Raw genomic sequence first — 19159 nt, 5'->3', positions numbered from 1 at the left:
TACTTAACCCTCCTTTGCAATGCGGGCTGCATCGTTAGCAATAACCCATTCTTCGTTGGTCGGGATCACAAACGCTTTAGCATGCGTTTGGCCTTTTGAAATTAAGCCTTCTTTACCAAAACGTGCCGCTAAGTTTGCAGCTTCGTCACACTCAAGGCCTAAAAAGCCTAATTGGGTGATCACTTTGTCGCGAATGATATCTGAGTTTTCACCAATACCACCGGTGAAAATAAGTGCATCAAGGCGCTGCACAGGCACTAAGAATGCGGCGATTTGTTTTGCTAAACGGTAGCAAAAAATATCGAGTGCAAGGTTCGCTTGCGGGTGGCCTTCAACAGCGGCTTCTTCAATAGTGCGACAGTCATTTGATAGTTCACTAATACCTAACAGGCCACTTTGCTTATTAAGTAAGTCATCAATTTCTTGCACTGAATAATTTAGTTGCTGAGTTAAAAACGTGAATAAACCCGGGTCGATGCTACCACTGCGCGTGCCCATCACTAAGCCTTCAAGCGGTGTTAGACCCATACTGGTATCAACGCTCTTACCATCTTTAATCGCACACACTGAACAACCATTACCTAAATGCGCACTGATCACATTGGTTTGGTCGCGCTCTTTGCCGAGCATTTTTGCTGCTTCACCTGCAACATAATAATGGCTTGTACCATGGAAGCCATAACGTCTTACGCCGTGCTCTTTATAAAGCGAGTAAGGCAGGGCGTATAAGTAAGCAATATTTGGCATGCTTTGGTGAAATGCCGTATCAAATACAGCAATTTGTGGCAGCGCTGAGAACGCTTGCTGTGCAGTGCGAATGCCTAATAAGTTGGCTGGGTTATGAAGTGGAGCAAGTGCCGCTGTTTTTTCGATAGCTGCAAGTACATCATCGTCGATAAGCACAGATTCAGTGAAATGCTCACCACCATGCACAACACGATGACCCACGGCAATTAAATTATCTGCAAGGCCTAGCTCATTAACTAGCTTCACAAGCTCAGCAATGGCTGCATCGTGGGCTTGGCCCTTTGCAAGCTCAATAAGTTGTTTTTCACCATTATATTTATATTTGATTGAAGGCGTGTCTGAGCCAAGGCGCTCAGCTAAACCAGAAATAACTTCGTCAGAAGTGGCGGCATCTAAAATGGCAAATTTTAAACTTGAACTACCACAGTTCAGTACTAAAACATGTTGTGGTGAGCAAAGGGGCGTCGACATAGCTAGGTCCTAAAAGTACGATATCAGTCAGTATATATTAAGGCTTGATAATTAGAATTCTTTGCCAGTATAGTAAATAAGTATTTTGTTGCTACACTTAACAAAGCTAGGCTGTAATTATACTAAAGTCTGGTTGACTTAAGCCGATAACATTTTATCTCATTTAGACTTTAAACGTTAGTCTCCTAACCATTAATTTGGTATTAAAACTAGGACAGGTTTTGCAGGGATTGTATCCGGGAGTGTGTTACACTCGGTTGTGAAACAAGTTGAAAACCCTAGGAGTGATGATGCAAAAAGGTGTCATGTCACAAGTGCAAACAGGTCGTCAGTACGCTAAAAAATGGCCAATGCGACAAGAGCTCGCTCCATTGTTTGCCGAATTTAGAGTGATCAAGGCCACTGATCTGGCAATCACAGTGATGCCAATATTGGCAATGCTGACCGTATTTATGCAAGTGAATTACTTAGGTAGTGATTATTTTCCACAAGCTATCACGATCGCGCTTTTCTTTTTATCACTACCGCTGCAAGGTTTGTTGTGGCTAGGCCGCCGTGCAGAGACCCGTTTAGAGCCAGCAATGCTAAGTTGGTATACCGAGCTGCACAGTAAAATGAAGGCGCATGGTTATCAGTCACAATTAACGACTGAAAAACCACGCTACACTGACTTAGCTCAATTATTAAAAGATATGTTCGAAAAAATGGATAAAGCCTTCACTAAAGAGCACTTCTAATCGCGAACAAACTGGCTCACATAAAACGATAAAGTTACTTTTTGTGGGCCTTGTTGCTCTATCTGCTGCCAATGCTCTGGGCGAAACTTCCAAGCAAACGGCGTCATCATAATTAAATGTTTAATCTCATCGACAGACAACAGCACCTGTTGCTCTAATAAGTTTATCGACTCTTTGCTAAAGCCTGCTGGTGGTTCTATCTCAGTATGCGGTTTTACATCGGCATAAATAAACGCTTTTAACTCTTTAAGGTGCCAAGGGCCAGGACTTGCAACAATTAAACTAGCTTGCGGCTTGGCAAGGCGGGCAAGCTCTTGTGCAAATAAAGGGGCAAACACACTAACAAGCACATCAGCCTGCGCATCTGCAAAAGGGGCTTGGCTAATCGACGCGACACTAAAATGCGCATTTTCGTAACGCTTAGCGGCGTATTTTACCGCGGGCTTAGAAATATCGACACCATATACATCGGCACTCGACTGCGCTGCAATTGCTTGAGTGTAAAAGCCTTCACCACAGCCTAAATCAATCACTGAACTTGGTTCGAGAGATGCCACTAGCTCTGCTAAAGCTTGCTGTAAAAACAAATAGTGTCCGGCACTTAAAAAAGAGCGGCGAGCTTGCACCATTTCAAGATTATCGCCCGGTTGTTTCGATTTTTTATTTTGCACGGGAAGTAAATTGACATAACCCTCTTTGGCGATATCAAAACTGTGGTTATTGTCACAACGGTAAGTTTTGTCGTTTAGAGTGAGTTCAAGTTTGCAAAGCGGGCAGTGGTAGTGAAGACTCATGAGTCTAAATAGTCCTTATCATAAAAGGTTTTAACCCAATGAGGGCGATAGGTGATCATCAAGGTAATGGCCATGCCATTGAGCATTGCTTCAGGAAACCAAATTATGGCACACAGAATCAGATAATTTTCTGAAATCTCAATAAAACTGTAATCACCAAGCAAGTAATAAAACACACCGCTGGTAAGTATTTTAATACAGGCGATAACAGCAGCGGTTAAAAACGCGCATAAAAAGATATAAATAAAAAAGTGTCTTGGTAAATAGGTATAGCAAATTACAAAGCACAGATAGCTCAACGTAATTGGAATGAACGCTGTAAATAACAAATGCACAGGCAATAAACTGATTGGCAATTGTGCAACCAGCACTAACAACAAACTCGCCAAGGTACTTGCAAAAATAGCCAGTCGCCAACCTAAAATTAGGGTCACTGCAGTAACCCCTAAAATATGCAATTCGAGGCCTGGCAATATCCCCGCTTTAATGCGCCACAGTACCGCAAGTACTAAAGCACATGCGAGCACACCAACTTGTCTTATTGGCGTTGCCAATAATTGTGATGCGCTTTGCTTATCAAAGCTGAGCCAGAGTATTATAGCCACACAGCTCCACAAAGGGAGCTGCCATTGCAATGTGTCTATCATGCGTTAAATGTTGACCAAATTGGCGCATGATCAGATGGTTTTTCGATACCTCGCAATTCGTAATCGATACCAGACTCAACACAACGCTCAGCAAGAGCTGGAGTTGCTAAGATCACATCAATACGTAGACCACGGTTGTCATCAAAACCTTTTGAGCGGTAATCAAACCACGAGTATTGCTCAGTTTTTTCTGGGTAAAGTTCACGGAAGGTATCTTTAAAGCCCCAGTTTAATAAAGTGCTTAACCATTCACGCTCTTCAGGTTGGAAAGAACACTTACCTGTTTTTAACCAGCGCTTACGGTTTGGTTCACCAATACCAATGTCGAGATCGGTCGGTGAAATATTAATGTCGCCCATCACAATAACATCTTGATCAGCCGTGTGGTTATCTTCTAAGTGAGTCATTAAATCTTTATAGAACTGACGCTTATAAGGGAATTTGGTTTCGTGGGCAATATTATCCCCTTGCGGGAAGTAGCCATTCATCACCGTTAGGTCACGACCATTTTCTTGTGTCACGGTAACACTGATCATACGACGCTGTGATTCGTCGGTATCGGTTGCAAAGCCTTTAACAACTGATTTTGGCTCTTGTTTACATAACATTGCCACGCCGTAATGTGCTTTTTGACCGTGAAAATAAACGTGATAACCCATTTTTTGCACATCTTCGAGAGGGAAGGCCTCATCATGTACTTTGATTTCTTGTAAGCCAATAATATCTGGTTGATGTTTATCAATTACGGCTTGCAATTGGTGTAAACGAGCGCGCAGGCCGTTAATGTTAAATGAGATTACCTTCATGGTGCACCTATTATTTTTGTTTCAGTGTTTAGCGCAATTCTATCATCAAACTAGGGCTTATTCATGAGCTAATTACGAAAATCAAATTGGGTAAATGTTGATCAATTGCTGCTTAATTTAAAAACATTGTTAACTCACTATTAATTATTAAATTAAATAAATAATTCAGTTGATCTGCTTATTTTTGTTTATATAATGCGCGCAAACCACCCGTTCATATTATGTACTATTTAAAGGTAAACCATGAAAAAACAATTAGTGATGCTTTCTCTTGCATGTATCTCATTTGGCTCATTAGCAAGCAACCCGCACTACTTTTCAGCTGATAACAGTATTGAATCGAAGTTATGTAGCTTAAGTGCAAACGAAGGGTTTACCGCAGCACGTAAAGAAGCAGCAAAGCATGGCATTTCAATGTCACGTTTTTCAAAAAGCATTTTATGTAACGGTACTGACATTCGTGAAATTGCAAAAAAAGCACAATCACAAGAAGTAGCAAAAGCAGCGATTGAAGTGTTTGCTAAAAATGAGCAAAAAGAAACTCAACTTTGTATCACTGCACTTAAAAAAGGTTTAACACCTGTGCGTGAAAAAATTGGCAACTTAAACACGTTAAAATGTAATGGCGAAGCAGTAACAGACTTCGTTAAGCGTTACCAAAACGCAGCTATCTAATAGCGACAGTATAGTTATTTGTAAAAAGCGCTCTTCGGAGCGCTTTTTTTATGAAAAAATTACAGCAACCTATGAAAAGCTTGCTAAATCATAGGCTTAACAGTAACTTAACTAGATTGTAAGTGCTTGATTTTAGTCAATAAGGCATTTTGGCATTCAACTTGAAATAGTCTAATTGAATCTAATCGACTACAAGGAAATGTCTTATGAAAAAGTTAACTTTAGCATCTACAATTTTAGCAGCACTAAGTCTTTCAGCATGTTCTGCAAGTAACTCTTTAGCAAAAATCGACAGCGATTTTGGCAGTCTAGATAATGACAATGACGGCTATATCTCTAAGGTAGAAGCTGACGATGATGCAATTTGGGATCATTTTTCAAATATCGATACCAATATGGATGAGCAAATCAGCCGTACTGAATTTAATGCATACATGCAATTAAATACGGGCAAGGTAGCAACTGATAGTGAGGTATCTGAATCAGCATTTAAAGCTGAAATCGCTAAATTTGACCCAATCGAAAATGACTTTAAATCGTTAGATAACGACAAAAATGGTTATGTTTCTATTGAAGAAGCCGATGACGACGATATCGCAAATCACTTTGGCTATATGGATAGCAACAAAGATAAGCGTATAAGCCGCACTGAGTTTGTTAATTACATTAGCAAATATGGCAGCGACGTTGCCGAAGATGATGCCCTTGAAATGGTTAAAAATAGCTAATTTCAATATTCATTCGTAAATATCCCCTAAAGCCAGTGTTTTACACTGGCTTTTTTACAATAATTTTTCCAACCTTGGCCGACTTCTGTCATAATAGAGCGTTAGTGATTTAAAATGACCTTTAGTAGCGATGGCCACAAAACGTATCAGTGATGAACAGTTAGTCGAAATCATAGAAGCCGCGATTTTTGTTGCTGGAAAACCTGTGTCTAAACGTCATTTAAAAGAGACAGTATTAGCTGATTTAAGCGTATCTATGCCGCGCATTAATAATGCAATTGAACAAATTCAAACGCATTATCAAACCCGAGGCATTAAGCTTGTTGCAGTAGGCAGCGGTTACAGGTTTCAAGCCTGCGCTAGTTTAGCGCCTTGGCTGGCAAACTTATGGCAAGAGCGCGCACCTAAATACTCACGAGCACTACTAGAAACGTTATCCTTGATTGCCTATAGACAACCTATTACCCGTGGTGAAATTGAACAAGTACGGGGGGTTGCTGTTGGCTCAGGAATAATTAAAACCTTATTAGAAAGAGAGTGGGTTAGGGTTGTTGGCCATAAAGAGGTGCCCGGGCGCCCAGCGTTGTATGCCACAACATCCGCTTTCTTAGATTATTTTTCATTAGCTGGTTTAGATGAATTACCGCCGTTACCTGAACTTCAGGAGAGTAAAATCAACCAGTTATTGAGCGATCCTTCTGTGAGAGAACTATCTGAATGAGTAATGTAGAAACTGAAAAGTTACAAAAAGTATTAGCCCGTGCTGGCGTGGGTTCACGTCGTGAAATGGAAAAATACATCGATGCCAACCGCGTGAGCGTGAATGGTAAAGTGGCTCGTTTAGGCGACCGCGTAGAAGCAACCGATGTAATTCGTGTTGACGGTCACGTAGTGAAAATCGAAGACAAAGCCGACCGTATTTGTCGTGTGCTTATGTATAACAAACCAGAAGGTGAGTTATGTACGCGTAAAGACCCTGAAGGTCGTCGTACGGTATTTGACCGTTTACCACGTGTTGATGGCGAACGCTGGATTGCAGTTGGCCGATTAGATATTAATACCGCTGGTTTAATGCTGTTTACTAACGATGGTGAACTTGCTAACCGTTTAATGCACCCAAGCTACGAAGTAGAGCGTGAGTACTCAGCTCGTGTGTTTGGTGAAGTGACTAACGAAACGCTACGCACTCTAACAAAAGGCGTTGAGCTTGATGATGGTCCTGCGAAATTCTTAAACATCAAACCTATGGGTGGTGAAGGTATCAACCGTTGGTTCAATGTCACTTTAACAGAAGGTCGTAACCGCGAAGTTCGTCGTTTATGGCAATCACAAGATGTTGAAGTATCGCGTCTTATCCGTATTCGTTACGGTAAGTTAGAGCTTGATAAGCGTTTGCCACAAGGTGGTTGGGCTGAGCTTGATTTAGACACGGTTAACTATTTACGTAAAACAGTACAACTTGGCCGCGAAACGCAAACTAAGCTGTCGGTTATTCCTGAAAAGCGTAAAGACAAACGTGCTAAAATTAACCAAATCCGTAAAGCGGTTAAAAAGCACAATCAACGCGCTAAACAAACTAAGCGTCGTTAATCAGAAATATAATTGTTTGCAGATAAACTAATTTATTTGCAAACAGGCATAAAAAAAGCAGCGATTTCGCTGCTTTTTTTGTTTCACAATGCTAATTAAGCATTTTCAACTGCTGTACGTGGGTCAACATATTCCATGTTGAAAGCTTCAGCTACTTCTTTATAAGTAACTTTACCTTTGATCACGTTTAAGCCTTTTAAGAAGTTTGCATCGTCAAGAAGCGCTTTCTTATAGCCTTTGTTAGCAAGGTTGATGATGAACGGTAATGTTGCATTGTTAAGTGCGAACGTAGAAGTACGTGGAACAGCACCTGGCATGTTAGCAACACAGTAGTGAACAACGTCATCAACAATGTAAGTAGGATCAGCGTGTGTTGTCGCCTTAGAAGTTGCGATACAACCACCTTGGTCGATTGCAACGTCAACGATTGCAGAACCAGGCTTCATTGCTTTGATGTGCTCAGCTGTTACTAGTTTAGGCGCTGCTGCACCTGGGATTAGTACGCCACCGATAACAAGGTCAGCTTCTAATACGTGTTTTTCTAGTGCGTCAGCAGTAGAGTAGATAGCTTTAACTTTATTACCGAACTGTGCGTCTAATGCACGTAGTACATCGATGTTACGGTCAAGAACAACAACATCAGCACCTAGGCCAACAGCCATTTGCGCTGCGCTACGACCAACCATGCCGCCGCCGATAACAACAACTTTAGCAGGCTCAACACCTGGTACACCACCAAGTAACATACCACGACCGTGGTTTGATTTTTCAAGCGCTTGTGCACCAGCTTGAATAGACATACGACCAGCAACTTCACTCATAGGAGCTAGAAGAGGTAAACCGCCACGTGAATCAGTTACTGTTTCGTAAGCGATACACACTGCGCCACTTTTAACTAGGTCTTCAGTTTGTGGAAGATCCGGTGCTAAGTGAAGGTAAGTAAATAGAATTTGGTCTTCGCGTAACATTGCACGCTCAACAGCTTGTGGCTCTTTTACTTTAACGATCATTTCAGCTTTAGCAAAAACGTCTGCTGCTGTTGGTAAAATTTCAGCACCAGCTGCAACATAATCTTCGTTAGTGAAGCCAATGCCCATACCAGCATCAGTTTCAACAAACACTTGGTGGCCATGGTTTACTAGTTCACGAACACTCGCAGGAACCATACCTACACGGTATTCATGGTTTTTGATTTCTTTAGGTACACCAATAATCATAGTTTTTCGCCTTAATAGAACGGGATAAAATTTTTGACTATTATATTCATGACCAGCCAGTGTGTCTCACCTTTTTTAAGTGGTATTCTAGTGATATAATCTAAAAATATATTTTAAACAGTGCAAAACTCTGGTTTGGCTTATGCATCAATTACTCGACAGAATAGACCGTAAAATTTTAATGGAATTACAGCTCGATGGTCGGATCTCTAACGTAGAGCTGGCAAGGCGTGTAGGACTAAGTGCCACCCCTTGTTTAGAGCGGGTAAAAAAGCTCGAAAGAGAGGGGTATATACTTGGATATAAAGCAGTAGTGGATCCTGCTAAACTTGGCCAAGGTTTGTCGGTTTATGTAGAAGTAACCATCACTAAAACCTCACCAGATGTTTTCGAAGAATTTAACGCTGCAGTTAAAAAGCACGACGAAATAATCGAATGCCATCTAGTATCAGGTAATTTCGACTTTCTATTAAAAACACGTGTAAATGATATGTCGGAATATCGAAATGTACTGGGTGATATTCTACTAAAACTACCAAATGTTAGTGAAAGCCGAACTTATGTGGTAATGGAAGAAGTAAAAGGTGAAGAAGGGGTCATTATTCGCCCATATATTGCCTAAACTGTTAAAATACATATTGAGTAACAAAAACTTGTTCATTATCAGTCCATCAAGGCTAAGATAAAGTGCATCAAACGGCATTTCCTGCTAAGGTATTTCACTGCTAATCGATCAGTAAAGAATAATAAGGAATAGGGAGCTATGCGCCTAAATGGTGTTCAAAGACTGTTAGAAACGGGGCTAATCATCAGCACCTTTGCTGCAGTATTTATTTTATGTGCATTAATCAGTTTTGATCCTGCGGACCCTTCATGGTCGCAAACCGGTGAATTTGTTAATGTTAAGAATATTACCGGCACAGCGGGAGCTTGGGTTGCAGATATCCTATTACTCACTTTTGGCTGGCTTGCTTATTTAGTGCCTGTTGCTATTCAATTGTTCGGTTATTTATTGTTTAAACAGCCACACCGTATTTTCCAGCTTGATTACACCACGCTTGCCTTACGTGTTATTGGTTTTGCGCTGTTTATTACTTCAGCAACTGCCATCAGCAGTATTAATTTTGATGATATTTATAACTTTTCATCTGGTGGGGTAGTGGGAGATGTTATTGCGACAGCAATGATGCCTACCTTTAATTTTACCGGCACCTCAATTTTACTACTGTGTTTTTTCTTTGCTGGTTTAACCCTATTAACCGGTATTTCGTGGGTGCAATTTGTCGATTTTGTCGGCAAGTGGGTAATGAAAGCATTTTACTTTTTACGTGAGCAATTTTCTGCTTGGTTACATCGTGAAAAAGAAGCTGTTAAAAATATTGCCACGACAGAGCCAGACGCTAACTTTGTAGAGCCAGAAAACGAGCCAGCAATTAGCTTTAATGACGATGATGTAGAAGCACCAAAGCCTACTAAGCCTAAGCAAAAGCCTGCTGAAAAAGCCGATGATGACTTTAAAGGCTTTGATGAACTAGACGATATTCTTGACCAAGAAATTGGTTTCAGTGCCCTTGATGATGAATCATTCGATACCGTATCGGCACTGAATGCGCTTGATCAGAGCCCAGTTGTTGAGCCAGAAAAACCTGTCACAACGGTTGTTTCGCCTGCGCGCCCAATGCCTAAGCCAAAACCTGCGTACCAGCCACCGCCAACGGCAAAAGAAAAGTTTGAAGCACTGCTTGAAGAGCAGCCACCTGCAAACCCGTTACCATCTCTTGATTTATTAGACCGCCCAGATAAAGCGAAAAACCCATTATCTCAAGAAGAGCTTGATGGTATTTCGCGTCTAGTTGAAACCAAACTACTTGATTTTAACATTCAAGCTGCGGTTGTGGGTGTGTACCCAGGTCCGGTTGTAACGCGCTTTGAGCTTGATTTAGCGCCGGGTATTAAAGTAGCTAAAATCACTGGCCTAGCGAAAGATTTAGCACGTTCACTGTCTGCTGTAAGCGTACGTGTGGTAGAAGTTATTCCGGGTAAAACCTATGTAGGTTTAGAGCTGCCTAACAAACACCGTGAAATTGTGCGCTTAAGTGAAGTTATTAACGCGCCTAAGTTCGAATCAAACCCATCACCACTGACTATGGTGTTAGGTAAAGACATTGCTGGCGAGCCGGTATGTGCTGACCTTGGCAAAATGCCACATTTACTTGTTGCGGGTACCACAGGTTCAGGTAAGTCAGTGGGCGTTAATGTAATGATATTAAGCTTACTGTACAAATCGGGCCCTGATGATGTTCGTATGATCATGATCGACCCGAAAATGCTTGAACTTTCTGTGTACGAAGGCATCCCACATTTATTATGTGAAGTTGTTACCGACATGAAAGAAGCAGCCAATGCATTGCGTTGGTGTGTAGGCGAAATGGAACGTCGTTATAAGCTGATGTCGGCACTTGGGGTGCGTAACTTAAAAGGTTACAACCAAAAAGTATTGGATGCCAAAGAAGCGGGTCAACCGATTCTAGATCCACTGTTTAAAGACACTGACGGCATGGCCGATGGCCCTGAAGAGCTAGATAAACTGCCAAGTATTGTGGTGGTCATTGACGAATTTGCCGACATGATGATGATCGTGGGTAAAAAAGTGGAAGAGCTGATTGCACGTATCGCGCAAAAAGCCCGTGCTGCAGGTATTCACTTAGTGCTAGCAACACAGCGCCCATCGGTTGACGTAATTACCGGTTTGATTAAAGCAAATATTCCAACCCGTATGGCGTTCCAAGTTTCAAGTAAAATTGACTCGCGTACCATTTTAGATCAGCAAGGTGCTGAAAACTTACTTGGTATGGGTGACATGCTTTACTTACCGCCGGGTACCAGTGTACCTGTGCGTGTGCATGGTGCGTTTGTTGACGACCACGAAGTTCATGCGGTTGTAGACGATTGGAAAAAACGTGGTAAACCAAATTATATTGATGAAATTTTAAGTGGCGATGCCACAGAAGAAATTTTACTACCAGGAGAAACCAGTGAAGACGGTGATGAAGAGTCAGATCCGCTTTACGATGAAGCAGTATCATTTGTAATTGAAACCGGCAAAGTGTCGGTATCGAGTGTACAGCGTAAGCTTCGTGTAGGTTATAACCGCGCAGCGCGCTTAGTTGAACAAATGGAAACATCAGGCATTGTTAGCGCACCAGGACATAACGGTGCCCGCGAAGTCTTAGTGCCAAATGGTGGAGCAAATTAATGAAAAAAATTAAATACCTAGCCCTAATTATGGGTTGTTTATTAAGCGGTCAAAGTTTTGCTGACGACAGCGAAGCGTTGCAACAACAACTGGCTGCGATTAAAAGTTTTAAAGCAGAGTTTTCACAGCAGGTTACCGATTCGCAAGGCGAAGCTATCATGCAAGGTGAGGGGAATATAGCCTTGCAGCAACCTATGATGATCCGCTGGCAGCAACAAAGTCCAGACGATACTTTATTTGTATCAAATGGCGACAAAACGTATTACTTCGACAGCTTTGCTGAGCAAGTAACGATTATGAATACCCACAGCCTGATTGATTCAACACCATTTGTATTGTTGACCTCAAAAGATCCAGAGCAGTGGGCAAAATACCAAGTTGTGGCAACTGATGCAGGTTTTAGCGTCACGCCAAACAAAGGCGTTGAGAGCCAAGTTGAAAAGTTAGACATTAGCTTTAACGCTCAAGAGCAAGGCCTAGCATCACTGACAGTATTAGATACCTCTGGTCAGCAGTCTTTATTTACCTTTAAAGATGCCAAAGTGAACGAAGAACTTGCAACTCAAACCTTTGAATTTACCATTCCTGAAGGCGTTGAAGTTGACGACCAAAGCCAAGGTGATTAAGGCTTGAGTAATCTCGGATTTAATTTTGGTCCTGATGTGCGCCCACTTGCGGCGCGCATGCGACCCGAAACACTCAATGACTACATAGGTCAGCAGCACCTTTTAAGCCCCGATAAACCTCTTTACCAAGCGATTCTTGCAGGTCGATGCCACAGCCTCATTTTGTGGGGGCCGCCAGGCGTTGGTAAAACCACCTTAGCACAGATTATTGCAAACCATGCCGATGCCAGCCTTATTCAAATGTCGGCGGTCACAGCAGGTGTCAAAGATATTCGTGAGGCCGTAAGCGAAGCAAAAGCAAACCTTGCTGGTCGAGGACAGCGCACCTTATTGTTTGTTGACGAAGTGCATCGCTTTAATAAATCTCAGCAAGATGCATTTTTACCACATATTGAAGACGGCACTTTTATTTTTGTTGGCGCGACCACCGAAAACCCATCATTTGCACTTAATAATGCGATACTGTCTCGTGCTCGTGTGTATGTTTTAAAAGCGCTTGAACAAGCTGACTTATTTACCGTGATTGAGCGCGCCTTACGTGAAGACGTAGAGCTCAGCCAAAAACATATAGACATTGCTGAAAACGCTAAGCAAGCGCTTTGCCAAGCAAGTGATGGCGATGCGCGTAAAGTGCTTAACCTGTTAGAACAAGCTGTTGATTTAACCTCGGAGCAGCAGGGTAAATACCTTGTTGATCAACATGTTCTAAGTCAAGTTCTACCAACTCACTTAGCCAAGTATGACAAAGGCGGTGATGAGTTTTATGACTTGATTTCAGCGTTTCATAAGTCAGTGCGAGGTAGTTCCCCTGATGGCGCTTTATATTGGTATTGCCGTATTTTAGCAGGCGGCGGTGACCCACTTTATGTGGCTCGGCGTTTATTAGCGATTGCTACAGAAGATATTGGCAATGCTGACCCGCGAGCAATGGAAGTGGCACTCAACGCGTGGGATATTTTTCAACGTGTTGGCCCTAGTGAAGGTGAGCGCGCTATTGCACAAGCCACCATTTATTTAGCCAGTGCCCCTAAAAGTAACGCAGTTTATATGGCGTTTAATCAAGCTATGCAAGATGCTAAAAATGAGCCGAGCCACCCGGTGCCTGAGCATTTACGTAATGCGCCAACCAACTTAATGAAAGACTTAGGTTATGGCGCTGAATATCGGTATGCACACAATGAGGAAGGTGCGTTTGCAGCAGGCGAAAAGTATTTCCCTGAGGCAATTAATGATCGCCAGTATTACTTCCCAACCGACCGAGGGCTTGAACAAAAAATAAAACAAAAGCTGGACTATTTAACCCAGCGCAACGAGCAAAGTGATATTAAACGTTATGAATAGTTTGAAACTTTACATGATGATTGCAATGGGTGGCGCTTCAGGGGCATGTTTACGCTATTTTCTTAGCGAAACCATGCTAAAACTGCTCGGTAGGGGATTCCCTTTTGGCACGTTGACAGTTAATATTCTTGGTTCATTGTTAATGGGCATTTTATACGGCTTGATTGAAAAAGAAATAATCGCTGTTAGCCCCGCTAAAACCTTAATTGGTATTGGCTTTTTAGGTGCATTGACCACCTTTTCAACATTCTCAATGGATTCGTTGTTGCTCTTGCAACAAGGTCACTTTTTTAAAATGGCCCTCAATATCACCTTAAACGTGGTGGTGTGTATATTTATGGCTTGGCTGGGCCTTCAGCTGGTAATGCAAAAAGGTTAAAAATCGAACATGTTAGATTCTAAATATTTACGTCAAGATATCGAACAAGCGGCTGCACGTTTAGCATCACGCGGTTACGAACTTGATACTGCAGCGGTAACTGCACTTGAAGAAAAACGCAAAACATTACAAGTAAAAACGCAAGAACTTCAAAGCGAGCGTAATGCAAGTTCCAAAGCTATCGGCCAAGCAAAAGCGAAAGGCGAGCACGAAAAAGCACAACAGCTGCTTGATTCAGTCAGTAACCTTGGCGATCAACTAGACAGCGTAAAAGCAGAGCAAGACGCAGTACTTGAAGAGCTTAAGCAAATTGCACTTGCTATTCCAAACTTACCTGATGAGTCTGTTCCTGTAGGTGAAGACGAAGATCAAAACGTTGAAATCTCAACCTGGGGTACGCCTAAGTCATACGACTTTGAAGTAAAAGATCACGTTGATGTTGGTCAAGACGTAAACGGCCTAGACTTTGAAATGGGCGTTAAAATCAGTGGCGCGCGTTTCACTGTTATGCGTGGTCAAGTTGCACGTATGCACCGTGCTCTTACGCAGTTCATGCTTGATACGCACACAGAGCAAAACGGCTATACAGAAATGTATGTGCCTTACCTAGTTAATAGCGCAAGCTTATACGGCACAAGCCAATTACCTAAGTTTGCTGGTGACTTATTCCACACATTAGGTTTAGTGGATGACGACGGTCAGCAACAACCAGGTTTTAGCTTAATTCCTACAGCTGAAGTACCGCTTACGAACAGTGCTCGTGACGAAATTTACGACGAAAGCGACTTACCAATTCGTTTAACAGCGCATACGCCTTGTTTCCGTAGTGAAGCAGGTAGCTATGGCCGTGATACACGTGGTCTTATTCGTCAGCACCAATTCGACAAAGTTGAATTAGTACAACTAGTAAAACCAGAAGATTCAATGCAAGCGCTAGAAGAGCTAACAGGTCACGCTGAGCAAATATTACAAGCATTAGAACTTCCATACCGTAAAGTGATTTTATGTACGGGTGATATGGGCTTTGGTGCAGCAAAAAGTTATGATTTAGAAGTATGGTTACCTGCACAAAACACCTATCGTGAAATCTCATCATGTTCAAACATGGTTGATTTCCAAGCGCGTCGTATGCAAGCGCGTTTCCGTCGTCAAGGTGAGAAAAAGCCGGAGCTACTTCATACATTAAATGGTTCAGGTTTAGCAGTTGGTCGTACACTGGTAGCAATCTTAGAGAACTATCAACAAGCAGACGGCTCGATTGTTGTACCAGAAGTATTGCGCCCTTACATGGGTGGCTTAGAAGCTATTAAATAACGTTTAAGTTCATAACGTTTTAAAAACCGTATTTTGATCAGAAAATACGGTTTTTTTATGCCTAGCATTAATAATAATTGCGGTACACAGTATTTTTAGTAGACTGAAAAAAGTACTACAAGTTTAAAAACTAAACTACATAGTATTTTTATTAAAATACACGAAGGACTGCTGTTATGAAAAGACTACTCGCCGTAGCATCCGCTGCTTTATATTTAGCAAGCTCTGTCGCTTTTGCTAAAGACAAACCCAATATTCTAATTATATTCCCCGATGATGTTGGCTGGCAAAATGTAAGTGCTTATGGACTTGGTACCATGGGTTATAAAACGCCAAACATCGATAAACTCGCCCACGAAGGGGCAATGTTTACCGATCATTACGCGCAACCATCGTGTACTGCAGGGCGCGCTGCACTTATTACAGGTCAATATCCAATTCGTAGTGGCATGACTACAGTGGGACGACCTGGCGCTGAGCTTGGTTTAAAAGCGGGTTCTTATACCCTTGCCGAGGTATTAAAAGAGCAGGGTTATGCAACAGGGCAATTTGGTAAAAACCACTTAGGTGATCGCAACGAGCACTTACCAACCGTGCATGGCTTTGATGAGTTCTTTGGCAATTTATACCACTTAAATACTCAAGAAGAGTTTGAGCAACGTGATTACCCGAAAGATCCTGAATTCTTCAAAAAATATGGTACGCGAGGTGTTTTACATACTTACGCCACAAATGTAGATGACAAAACAGTTGATCCACGCTTTGGTAAAGTAGGTAAGCAAAAAATTGAAGATACTGGCCAGCTTTCTCGTGAGCGTATGAAAACCGTTGATAAAGAGTTTATGGACGCAAGCATAGACTTTATTAAACGAGCGAAAAAAGCAGATAAACCTTTCTTTGTTTGGTTTAACCCAAGCCGAATGCATATGTACACGCGTTTAAGTGATGAGAGCCGTTATTTAGCAGAAGAATACACCACAGAGCATGATTTATACGGCAGTGGTCTGATTGAACATGATCAACAAGTGGGCGAGTTAATGGCTGCACTAGATGATATGGGTGTGCTTGATAACACTATTGTTGTTTATTCTACAGATAATGGCCCAGAACACAGTGCTCGATTACATGGTGGTACAACGCCTTTCCGTGGTGAGAAAATGACGACCTATGAAGGTGGTGTACGTGTGCCTATGATTGTTCGCTGGCCAGGTAAAGTACCTGCAAATACAGTATTAAACGGTATTCAATCGCACATGGATATTTACACAACGCTAGCTGCAGCAGCAGGTGAACCTAATATCGCGAAAAAAGCGCTGAAAGAACATAAGCAACCGATTGACGGCGTAAATAACTTGAATTACTGGCTTGGCAAAACTGACCAAAGCGCCCGTGATCACTTTTTCTACTATTACGAATCAAGTATAAAAGCGATTCGCTACAAGCAATGGAAGCTGCACTTTGAAACGAGCGAAAATTATTATGCTCCTTATGAAAAGCAAAAGTTCCCAATTTTCTATAACATACGTATGGATCCGTTTGAAAGCTTTGATGGTTTAACCGACCGCTCAGACATAGTGCAAGCTAAGCAATGGCTGAATGAGCCTGTGCAACATCTACTTGGCGAACACATAAAATCGCTATCAGAGTATCCACCACTGCAAAAAGCAGCAAGCTTCGACTTTAGCCAGCTAATGGAACAGTTGATGTCTGGAAAGCAGTAACTCTCAATAAAACAATTTATTGGCCTGTTAATTAAATAAATAGCCGCATCGGGAAGCAAATAAGCTAACCATGCGGCTTTTTGCTTTTGGCTAGAAGACAAGTGATAGTAAAGCTAAAGTCGATCTAAACTCGAACAACCAACGTATTCAAAGCATTAAGTTAATTGTGTGAAGTAATATGAGTGATAAACAAAAGCCTGTGCCAACATCACGCTTTGCAAGAGCGGCTCGGCTTGGCTCTTTAGCTGGCAAAGTTGCGAGTAATATGCTGTTTGAAGGCACAAAAGCATGGGCGACCGGCAAGCAAACATCACGACAAGAGTTATTGTTACAGCCAAAAAATATTCAGCGCTTTGCAGAGCAGCTTGCAAATCTGCGTGGAGCAGCAATGAAATTGGGGCAGCTGTTATCCATGGATAGTGGCGAATTACTTACTCCTGAGCTGTCAGCAATTTTAGCAAGGCTACGTTCAGAAGCGACACCCATGCCACAAAAGCAGCTAGTTAAAGTAATGCGTGAGCATTGGGGCGATGCGTGGCTAGAACAATTATCGCATTTTGAGCTCAGACCATTTGCTGCGGCATCAATTGGGCAAGTGCATATTGCTTACCGAGAATCGGGCGAAAAGTTAGCAGTTAAAGTGCAATACCCAGGTATTGCAAAAGGCATTGCCAGTGATGTTGATAACTTAGCTTACCTTCTGAAGCTCAGTGGCTTATTACCTAAAGAGGTAGAAATACAGCCTCTTATCGAGGAAGCAAAACAGCAGCTTATAAACGAAGCTGACTACGAATTAGAAGCGAGTTTTTTAAAACGCTACAGCGAGTGTTTAAAGGGTGATGACAATTACCTTATTCCAAATGTGGTTGATTCGCTTAGTTCTTCTCAAGTTTTAGTCATGAGCTTTGTTGAAGGGCAAGAGCTAGATGAACTGGCAAGTAAAGAGCAAGCTTTACGTAATAAAGCGGTTGAACAGTTACTCAGCCTATTTTTACATGAATTAATTAGCTTTAAACTAGTTCAAACAGATCCAAACTTTGCTAATTATCAATATCAAATCGACAATCAACGCTTGGTGCTTTTAGACTTTGGCGCCACCCGCGAACTACCTCAGCATATTAGTGATGGTTACTTACAGTTATTATCTGGTGCGATTAGTAACGACAGAGCAGGCGTTGCAACAGCAGCACAGCAAATTGGCTATTTTCAAAAAGGGCTTGCTCAAGAATATATAGATAATGTCGTTGATATATTTCTACTCGCTTGCGAGCCACTGCGCCACCAAGGTGAATATGACTTTGCAAATAACGACTTGCCAAAACGCATTAAAGAACTCGGCCTAAAAATGAGTACCGCCTCAGAGCATTGGCACGCACCACCCGTAGATGCCTTGTTCGTTCACAGAAAACTAGCAGGCCTGTTTTTAATCGCTGCAAAGCTAGGTGCAAAAGTGAATATGAACAGTATTTTTAAGGAGTTTGAAGTATAAGCTACTAATTAAGAGGGCTAAGTAGTAAGGTGTGTACTATTATTTATAAGTAACCTTAGATCTAACTTTAGCTAAAAGTTATTTCACAAGTTACGACAAAATAAAGCTACTCCTAAGGAGCAAAGACTGATTTTATTTGCATTTAGATCTAGCCTGCGACATTATATGCCTGAAACACTAAGCCCTCTTAAAGAAGATGATGCACTATCAATAACTTAGGATCAACTGATTTTTTTCAATTGTGCTCCATAGGTCCTCTTTATTCCAAGACACAAACCAATTATTAGTTGTCATTGTCTCAAAAAATTCATTTTCTGAAATCTTTCTAATTTCTTTATCATTTGAAAGTAATGTTTTTAACTTTCTTGACCAAGAGAGCCTATCCTCTTTCTTTATATTAGGGCAAGATATGCAGTCTAAGAGGAGATAAAGATACTTTGAATGAAGTTCAATGTCGGAGATTAATTGAATTCTTTTTGAAATACACTTCACGATGGCGTTGTTTCCTAAAAGTTTGAACTATCTTGCCAGCCTGTGATCAGATCATCTATATCCTACTAGCCCGTGCAACAACAATGAGCAAAATCACAAACTGGTCTCACTATAATCAAGCCCTCGTTA

At 41.7% G+C, this 19159-nt stretch carries 18 protein-coding genes; 13 read left to right on the top strand and 5 right to left on the bottom strand.

The window, feature by feature from the left end; genetic code table 11:
- Positions 1-3: 3 nt before the first annotated feature.
- On the bottom strand, positions 4-1218 hold the full coding sequence (locus L1266_RS17080) for an acetate kinase (RefSeq protein ID WP_138600089.1): 1215 nt from the start codon (positions 1216-1218) through the stop codon (positions 4-6).
- A gap of 290 nt (positions 1219-1508) precedes the next feature.
- On the opposite strand from L1266_RS17080, the gene yfbV reads away from it, so the two are divergent.
- The gene (yfbV, locus tag L1266_RS17075) at positions 1509-1955 is read left to right on the top strand and encodes a terminus macrodomain insulation protein YfbV (protein ID WP_054552963.1); all 447 of its coding nucleotides are present in this window, start codon (positions 1509-1511) and stop codon (positions 1953-1955) included.
- On the opposite strand, the gene L1266_RS17070 is transcribed toward yfbV, so the two are convergent.
- From L1266_RS17070 to xthA, 3 genes are read right to left on the bottom strand one after another with little or no spacing between them, the layout of a single operon-like run.
- Positions 1952-2749 (bottom strand): putative RNA methyltransferase, encoded by a 798-nt coding sequence (locus L1266_RS17070; protein WP_235377973.1) that lies wholly within the window; start codon positions 2747-2749, stop codon positions 1952-1954. The two genes, yfbV and L1266_RS17070, sit on opposite strands and share 4 nt — an antisense overlap.
- Positions 2746-3396, bottom strand: coding sequence for an energy-coupling factor ABC transporter permease (locus L1266_RS17065; RefSeq protein WP_152967138.1), 651 nt, complete (start codon positions 3394-3396; stop codon positions 2746-2748). The genes L1266_RS17070 and L1266_RS17065 overlap by 4 nt, the downstream gene beginning before the upstream one ends.
- On the bottom strand, positions 3393-4202 hold the full coding sequence (xthA, locus tag L1266_RS17060; RefSeq protein WP_138615750.1) for an exodeoxyribonuclease III: 810 nt from the start codon (positions 4200-4202) through the stop codon (positions 3393-3395). Before xthA ends, L1266_RS17065 begins: the two co-directional genes overlap by 4 nt.
- A 243-nt stretch (positions 4203-4445) precedes the next feature.
- Between xthA and L1266_RS17055 the strand changes: the two genes are divergently transcribed.
- From L1266_RS17055 to rluB, 4 genes are all read left to right on the top strand, one after another.
- Complete coding sequence (locus tag L1266_RS17055) at positions 4446-4877, top strand: hypothetical protein (RefSeq protein ID WP_054552966.1); 432 nt, start codon at positions 4446-4448, stop codon at positions 4875-4877.
- A gap of 206 nt (positions 4878-5083) precedes the next feature.
- Positions 5084-5605, top strand: a complete 522-nt coding sequence (locus tag L1266_RS17050) for an EF-hand domain-containing protein (protein WP_235377972.1) — start codon at positions 5084-5086, stop codon at positions 5603-5605.
- 130 nt (positions 5606-5735) lie between these two features.
- Complete coding sequence (gene scpB / locus L1266_RS17045) at positions 5736-6326, top strand: SMC-Scp complex subunit ScpB (protein ID WP_054552968.1); 591 nt, start codon at positions 5736-5738, stop codon at positions 6324-6326.
- Positions 6323-7195, top strand: a complete 873-nt coding sequence (gene rluB / locus L1266_RS17040; RefSeq protein WP_063704647.1) for a 23S rRNA pseudouridine(2605) synthase RluB — start codon at positions 6323-6325, stop codon at positions 7193-7195. The genes scpB and rluB overlap by 4 nt, the downstream gene beginning before the upstream one ends.
- A 95-nt stretch (positions 7196-7290) precedes the next feature.
- Here rluB and ald read toward each other — a convergent pair whose 3' ends face one another.
- Positions 7291-8412, bottom strand: a complete 1122-nt coding sequence (gene ald / locus L1266_RS17035; RefSeq protein ID WP_054561274.1) for an alanine dehydrogenase — start codon at positions 8410-8412, stop codon at positions 7291-7293.
- A 142-nt stretch (positions 8413-8554) separates the two neighbouring features.
- On the opposite strand from ald, the gene lrp reads away from it, so the two are divergent.
- The 8 genes from lrp (at position 8555) to L1266_RS16995 (ending at position 18538) form a co-directional block, all read left to right on the top strand.
- The gene (lrp, locus tag L1266_RS17030) at positions 8555-9034 is read left to right on the top strand and encodes a leucine-responsive transcriptional regulator Lrp (RefSeq protein ID WP_054552971.1); all 480 of its coding nucleotides are present in this window, start codon (positions 8555-8557) and stop codon (positions 9032-9034) included.
- A gap of 141 nt (positions 9035-9175) precedes the next feature.
- On the top strand, positions 9176-11668 hold the full coding sequence (locus L1266_RS17025; protein WP_235372839.1) for a DNA translocase FtsK: 2493 nt from the start codon (positions 9176-9178) through the stop codon (positions 11666-11668).
- Positions 11668-12294, top strand: coding sequence for an outer membrane lipoprotein chaperone LolA (gene lolA / locus L1266_RS17020; protein ID WP_235377971.1), 627 nt, complete (start codon positions 11668-11670; stop codon positions 12292-12294). The genes L1266_RS17025 and lolA overlap by 1 nt, the downstream gene beginning before the upstream one ends.
- Positions 12295-12297: 3 nt before the next feature.
- On the top strand, positions 12298-13635 hold the full coding sequence (locus L1266_RS17015) for a replication-associated recombination protein A (RefSeq protein ID WP_235377970.1): 1338 nt from the start codon (positions 12298-12300) through the stop codon (positions 13633-13635).
- Entirely contained in the window at positions 13628-14014 is a 387-nt protein-coding gene (crcB, locus tag L1266_RS17010) for a fluoride efflux transporter CrcB (protein WP_082389253.1), read from the top strand. The genes L1266_RS17015 and crcB overlap by 8 nt, the downstream gene beginning before the upstream one ends.
- A gap of 9 nt (positions 14015-14023) precedes the next feature.
- Positions 14024-15328 carry a serine--tRNA ligase gene (serS, locus tag L1266_RS17005; protein ID WP_235377969.1) on the top strand — a complete coding sequence of 435 codons (1305 nt, stop codon included), beginning with the start codon at positions 14024-14026 and terminating at the stop codon, positions 15326-15328.
- A gap of 176 nt (positions 15329-15504) precedes the next feature.
- Entirely contained in the window at positions 15505-17049 is a 1545-nt protein-coding gene (locus L1266_RS17000; protein WP_054552976.1) for an arylsulfatase, read from the top strand.
- 178 nt (positions 17050-17227) lie between these two features.
- Positions 17228-18538 (top strand): ABC1 kinase family protein, encoded by a 1311-nt coding sequence (locus tag L1266_RS16995; RefSeq protein ID WP_235377968.1) that lies wholly within the window; start codon positions 17228-17230, stop codon positions 18536-18538.
- Positions 18539-19159: the final 621 nt, after the last annotated feature.

It is taken from the genome of Pseudoalteromonas sp. Cn5-37, from assembly GCF_021532495.1.
GTDB classification, from domain to species: domain Bacteria; phylum Pseudomonadota; class Gammaproteobacteria; order Enterobacterales; family Alteromonadaceae; genus Pseudoalteromonas; species Pseudoalteromonas simplex.
Note: the sequence above shows the minus strand (reverse complement) of the source record. Positions and strands in the feature narration are given on the sequence as shown.

Coding starts and splice junctions, on each gene's coding strand:
- L1266_RS17080 (WP_138600089.1), bottom strand. CDS start 1,218: ATGTCGACGCCCCTTTGCTCACCACAACATGTTTTAGTACTGAACTGT.
- yfbV (WP_054552963.1), top strand. CDS start 1,509: ATGCAAAAAGGTGTCATGTCACAAGTGCAAACAGGTCGTCAGTACGCT.
- L1266_RS17070 (WP_235377973.1), bottom strand. CDS start 2,749: ATGAGTCTTCACTACCACTGCCCGCTTTGCAAACTTGAACTCACTCTA.
- L1266_RS17065 (WP_152967138.1), bottom strand. CDS start 3,396: ATGATAGACACATTGCAATGGCAGCTCCCTTTGTGGAGCTGTGTGGCT.
- xthA (WP_138615750.1), bottom strand. CDS start 4,202: ATGAAGGTAATCTCATTTAACATTAACGGCCTGCGCGCTCGTTTACAC.
- L1266_RS17055 (WP_054552966.1), top strand. CDS start 4,446: ATGAAAAAACAATTAGTGATGCTTTCTCTTGCATGTATCTCATTTGGC.
- L1266_RS17050 (WP_235377972.1), top strand. CDS start 5,084: ATGAAAAAGTTAACTTTAGCATCTACAATTTTAGCAGCACTAAGTCTT.
- scpB (WP_054552968.1), top strand. CDS start 5,736: ATGGCCACAAAACGTATCAGTGATGAACAGTTAGTCGAAATCATAGAA.
- rluB (WP_063704647.1), top strand. CDS start 6,323: ATGAGTAATGTAGAAACTGAAAAGTTACAAAAAGTATTAGCCCGTGCT.
- ald (WP_054561274.1), bottom strand. CDS start 8,412: ATGATTATTGGTGTACCTAAAGAAATCAAAAACCATGAATACCGTGTA.
- lrp (WP_054552971.1), top strand. CDS start 8,555: ATGCATCAATTACTCGACAGAATAGACCGTAAAATTTTAATGGAATTA.
- L1266_RS17025 (WP_235372839.1), top strand. CDS start 9,176: ATGCGCCTAAATGGTGTTCAAAGACTGTTAGAAACGGGGCTAATCATC.
- lolA (WP_235377971.1), top strand. CDS start 11,668: ATGAAAAAAATTAAATACCTAGCCCTAATTATGGGTTGTTTATTAAGC.
- crcB (WP_082389253.1), top strand. CDS start 13,628: ATGAATAGTTTGAAACTTTACATGATGATTGCAATGGGTGGCGCTTCA.
- serS (WP_235377969.1), top strand. CDS start 14,024: ATGTTAGATTCTAAATATTTACGTCAAGATATCGAACAAGCGGCTGCA.
- L1266_RS17000 (WP_054552976.1), top strand. CDS start 15,505: ATGAAAAGACTACTCGCCGTAGCATCCGCTGCTTTATATTTAGCAAGC.
- L1266_RS16995 (WP_235377968.1), top strand. CDS start 17,228: ATGAGTGATAAACAAAAGCCTGTGCCAACATCACGCTTTGCAAGAGCG.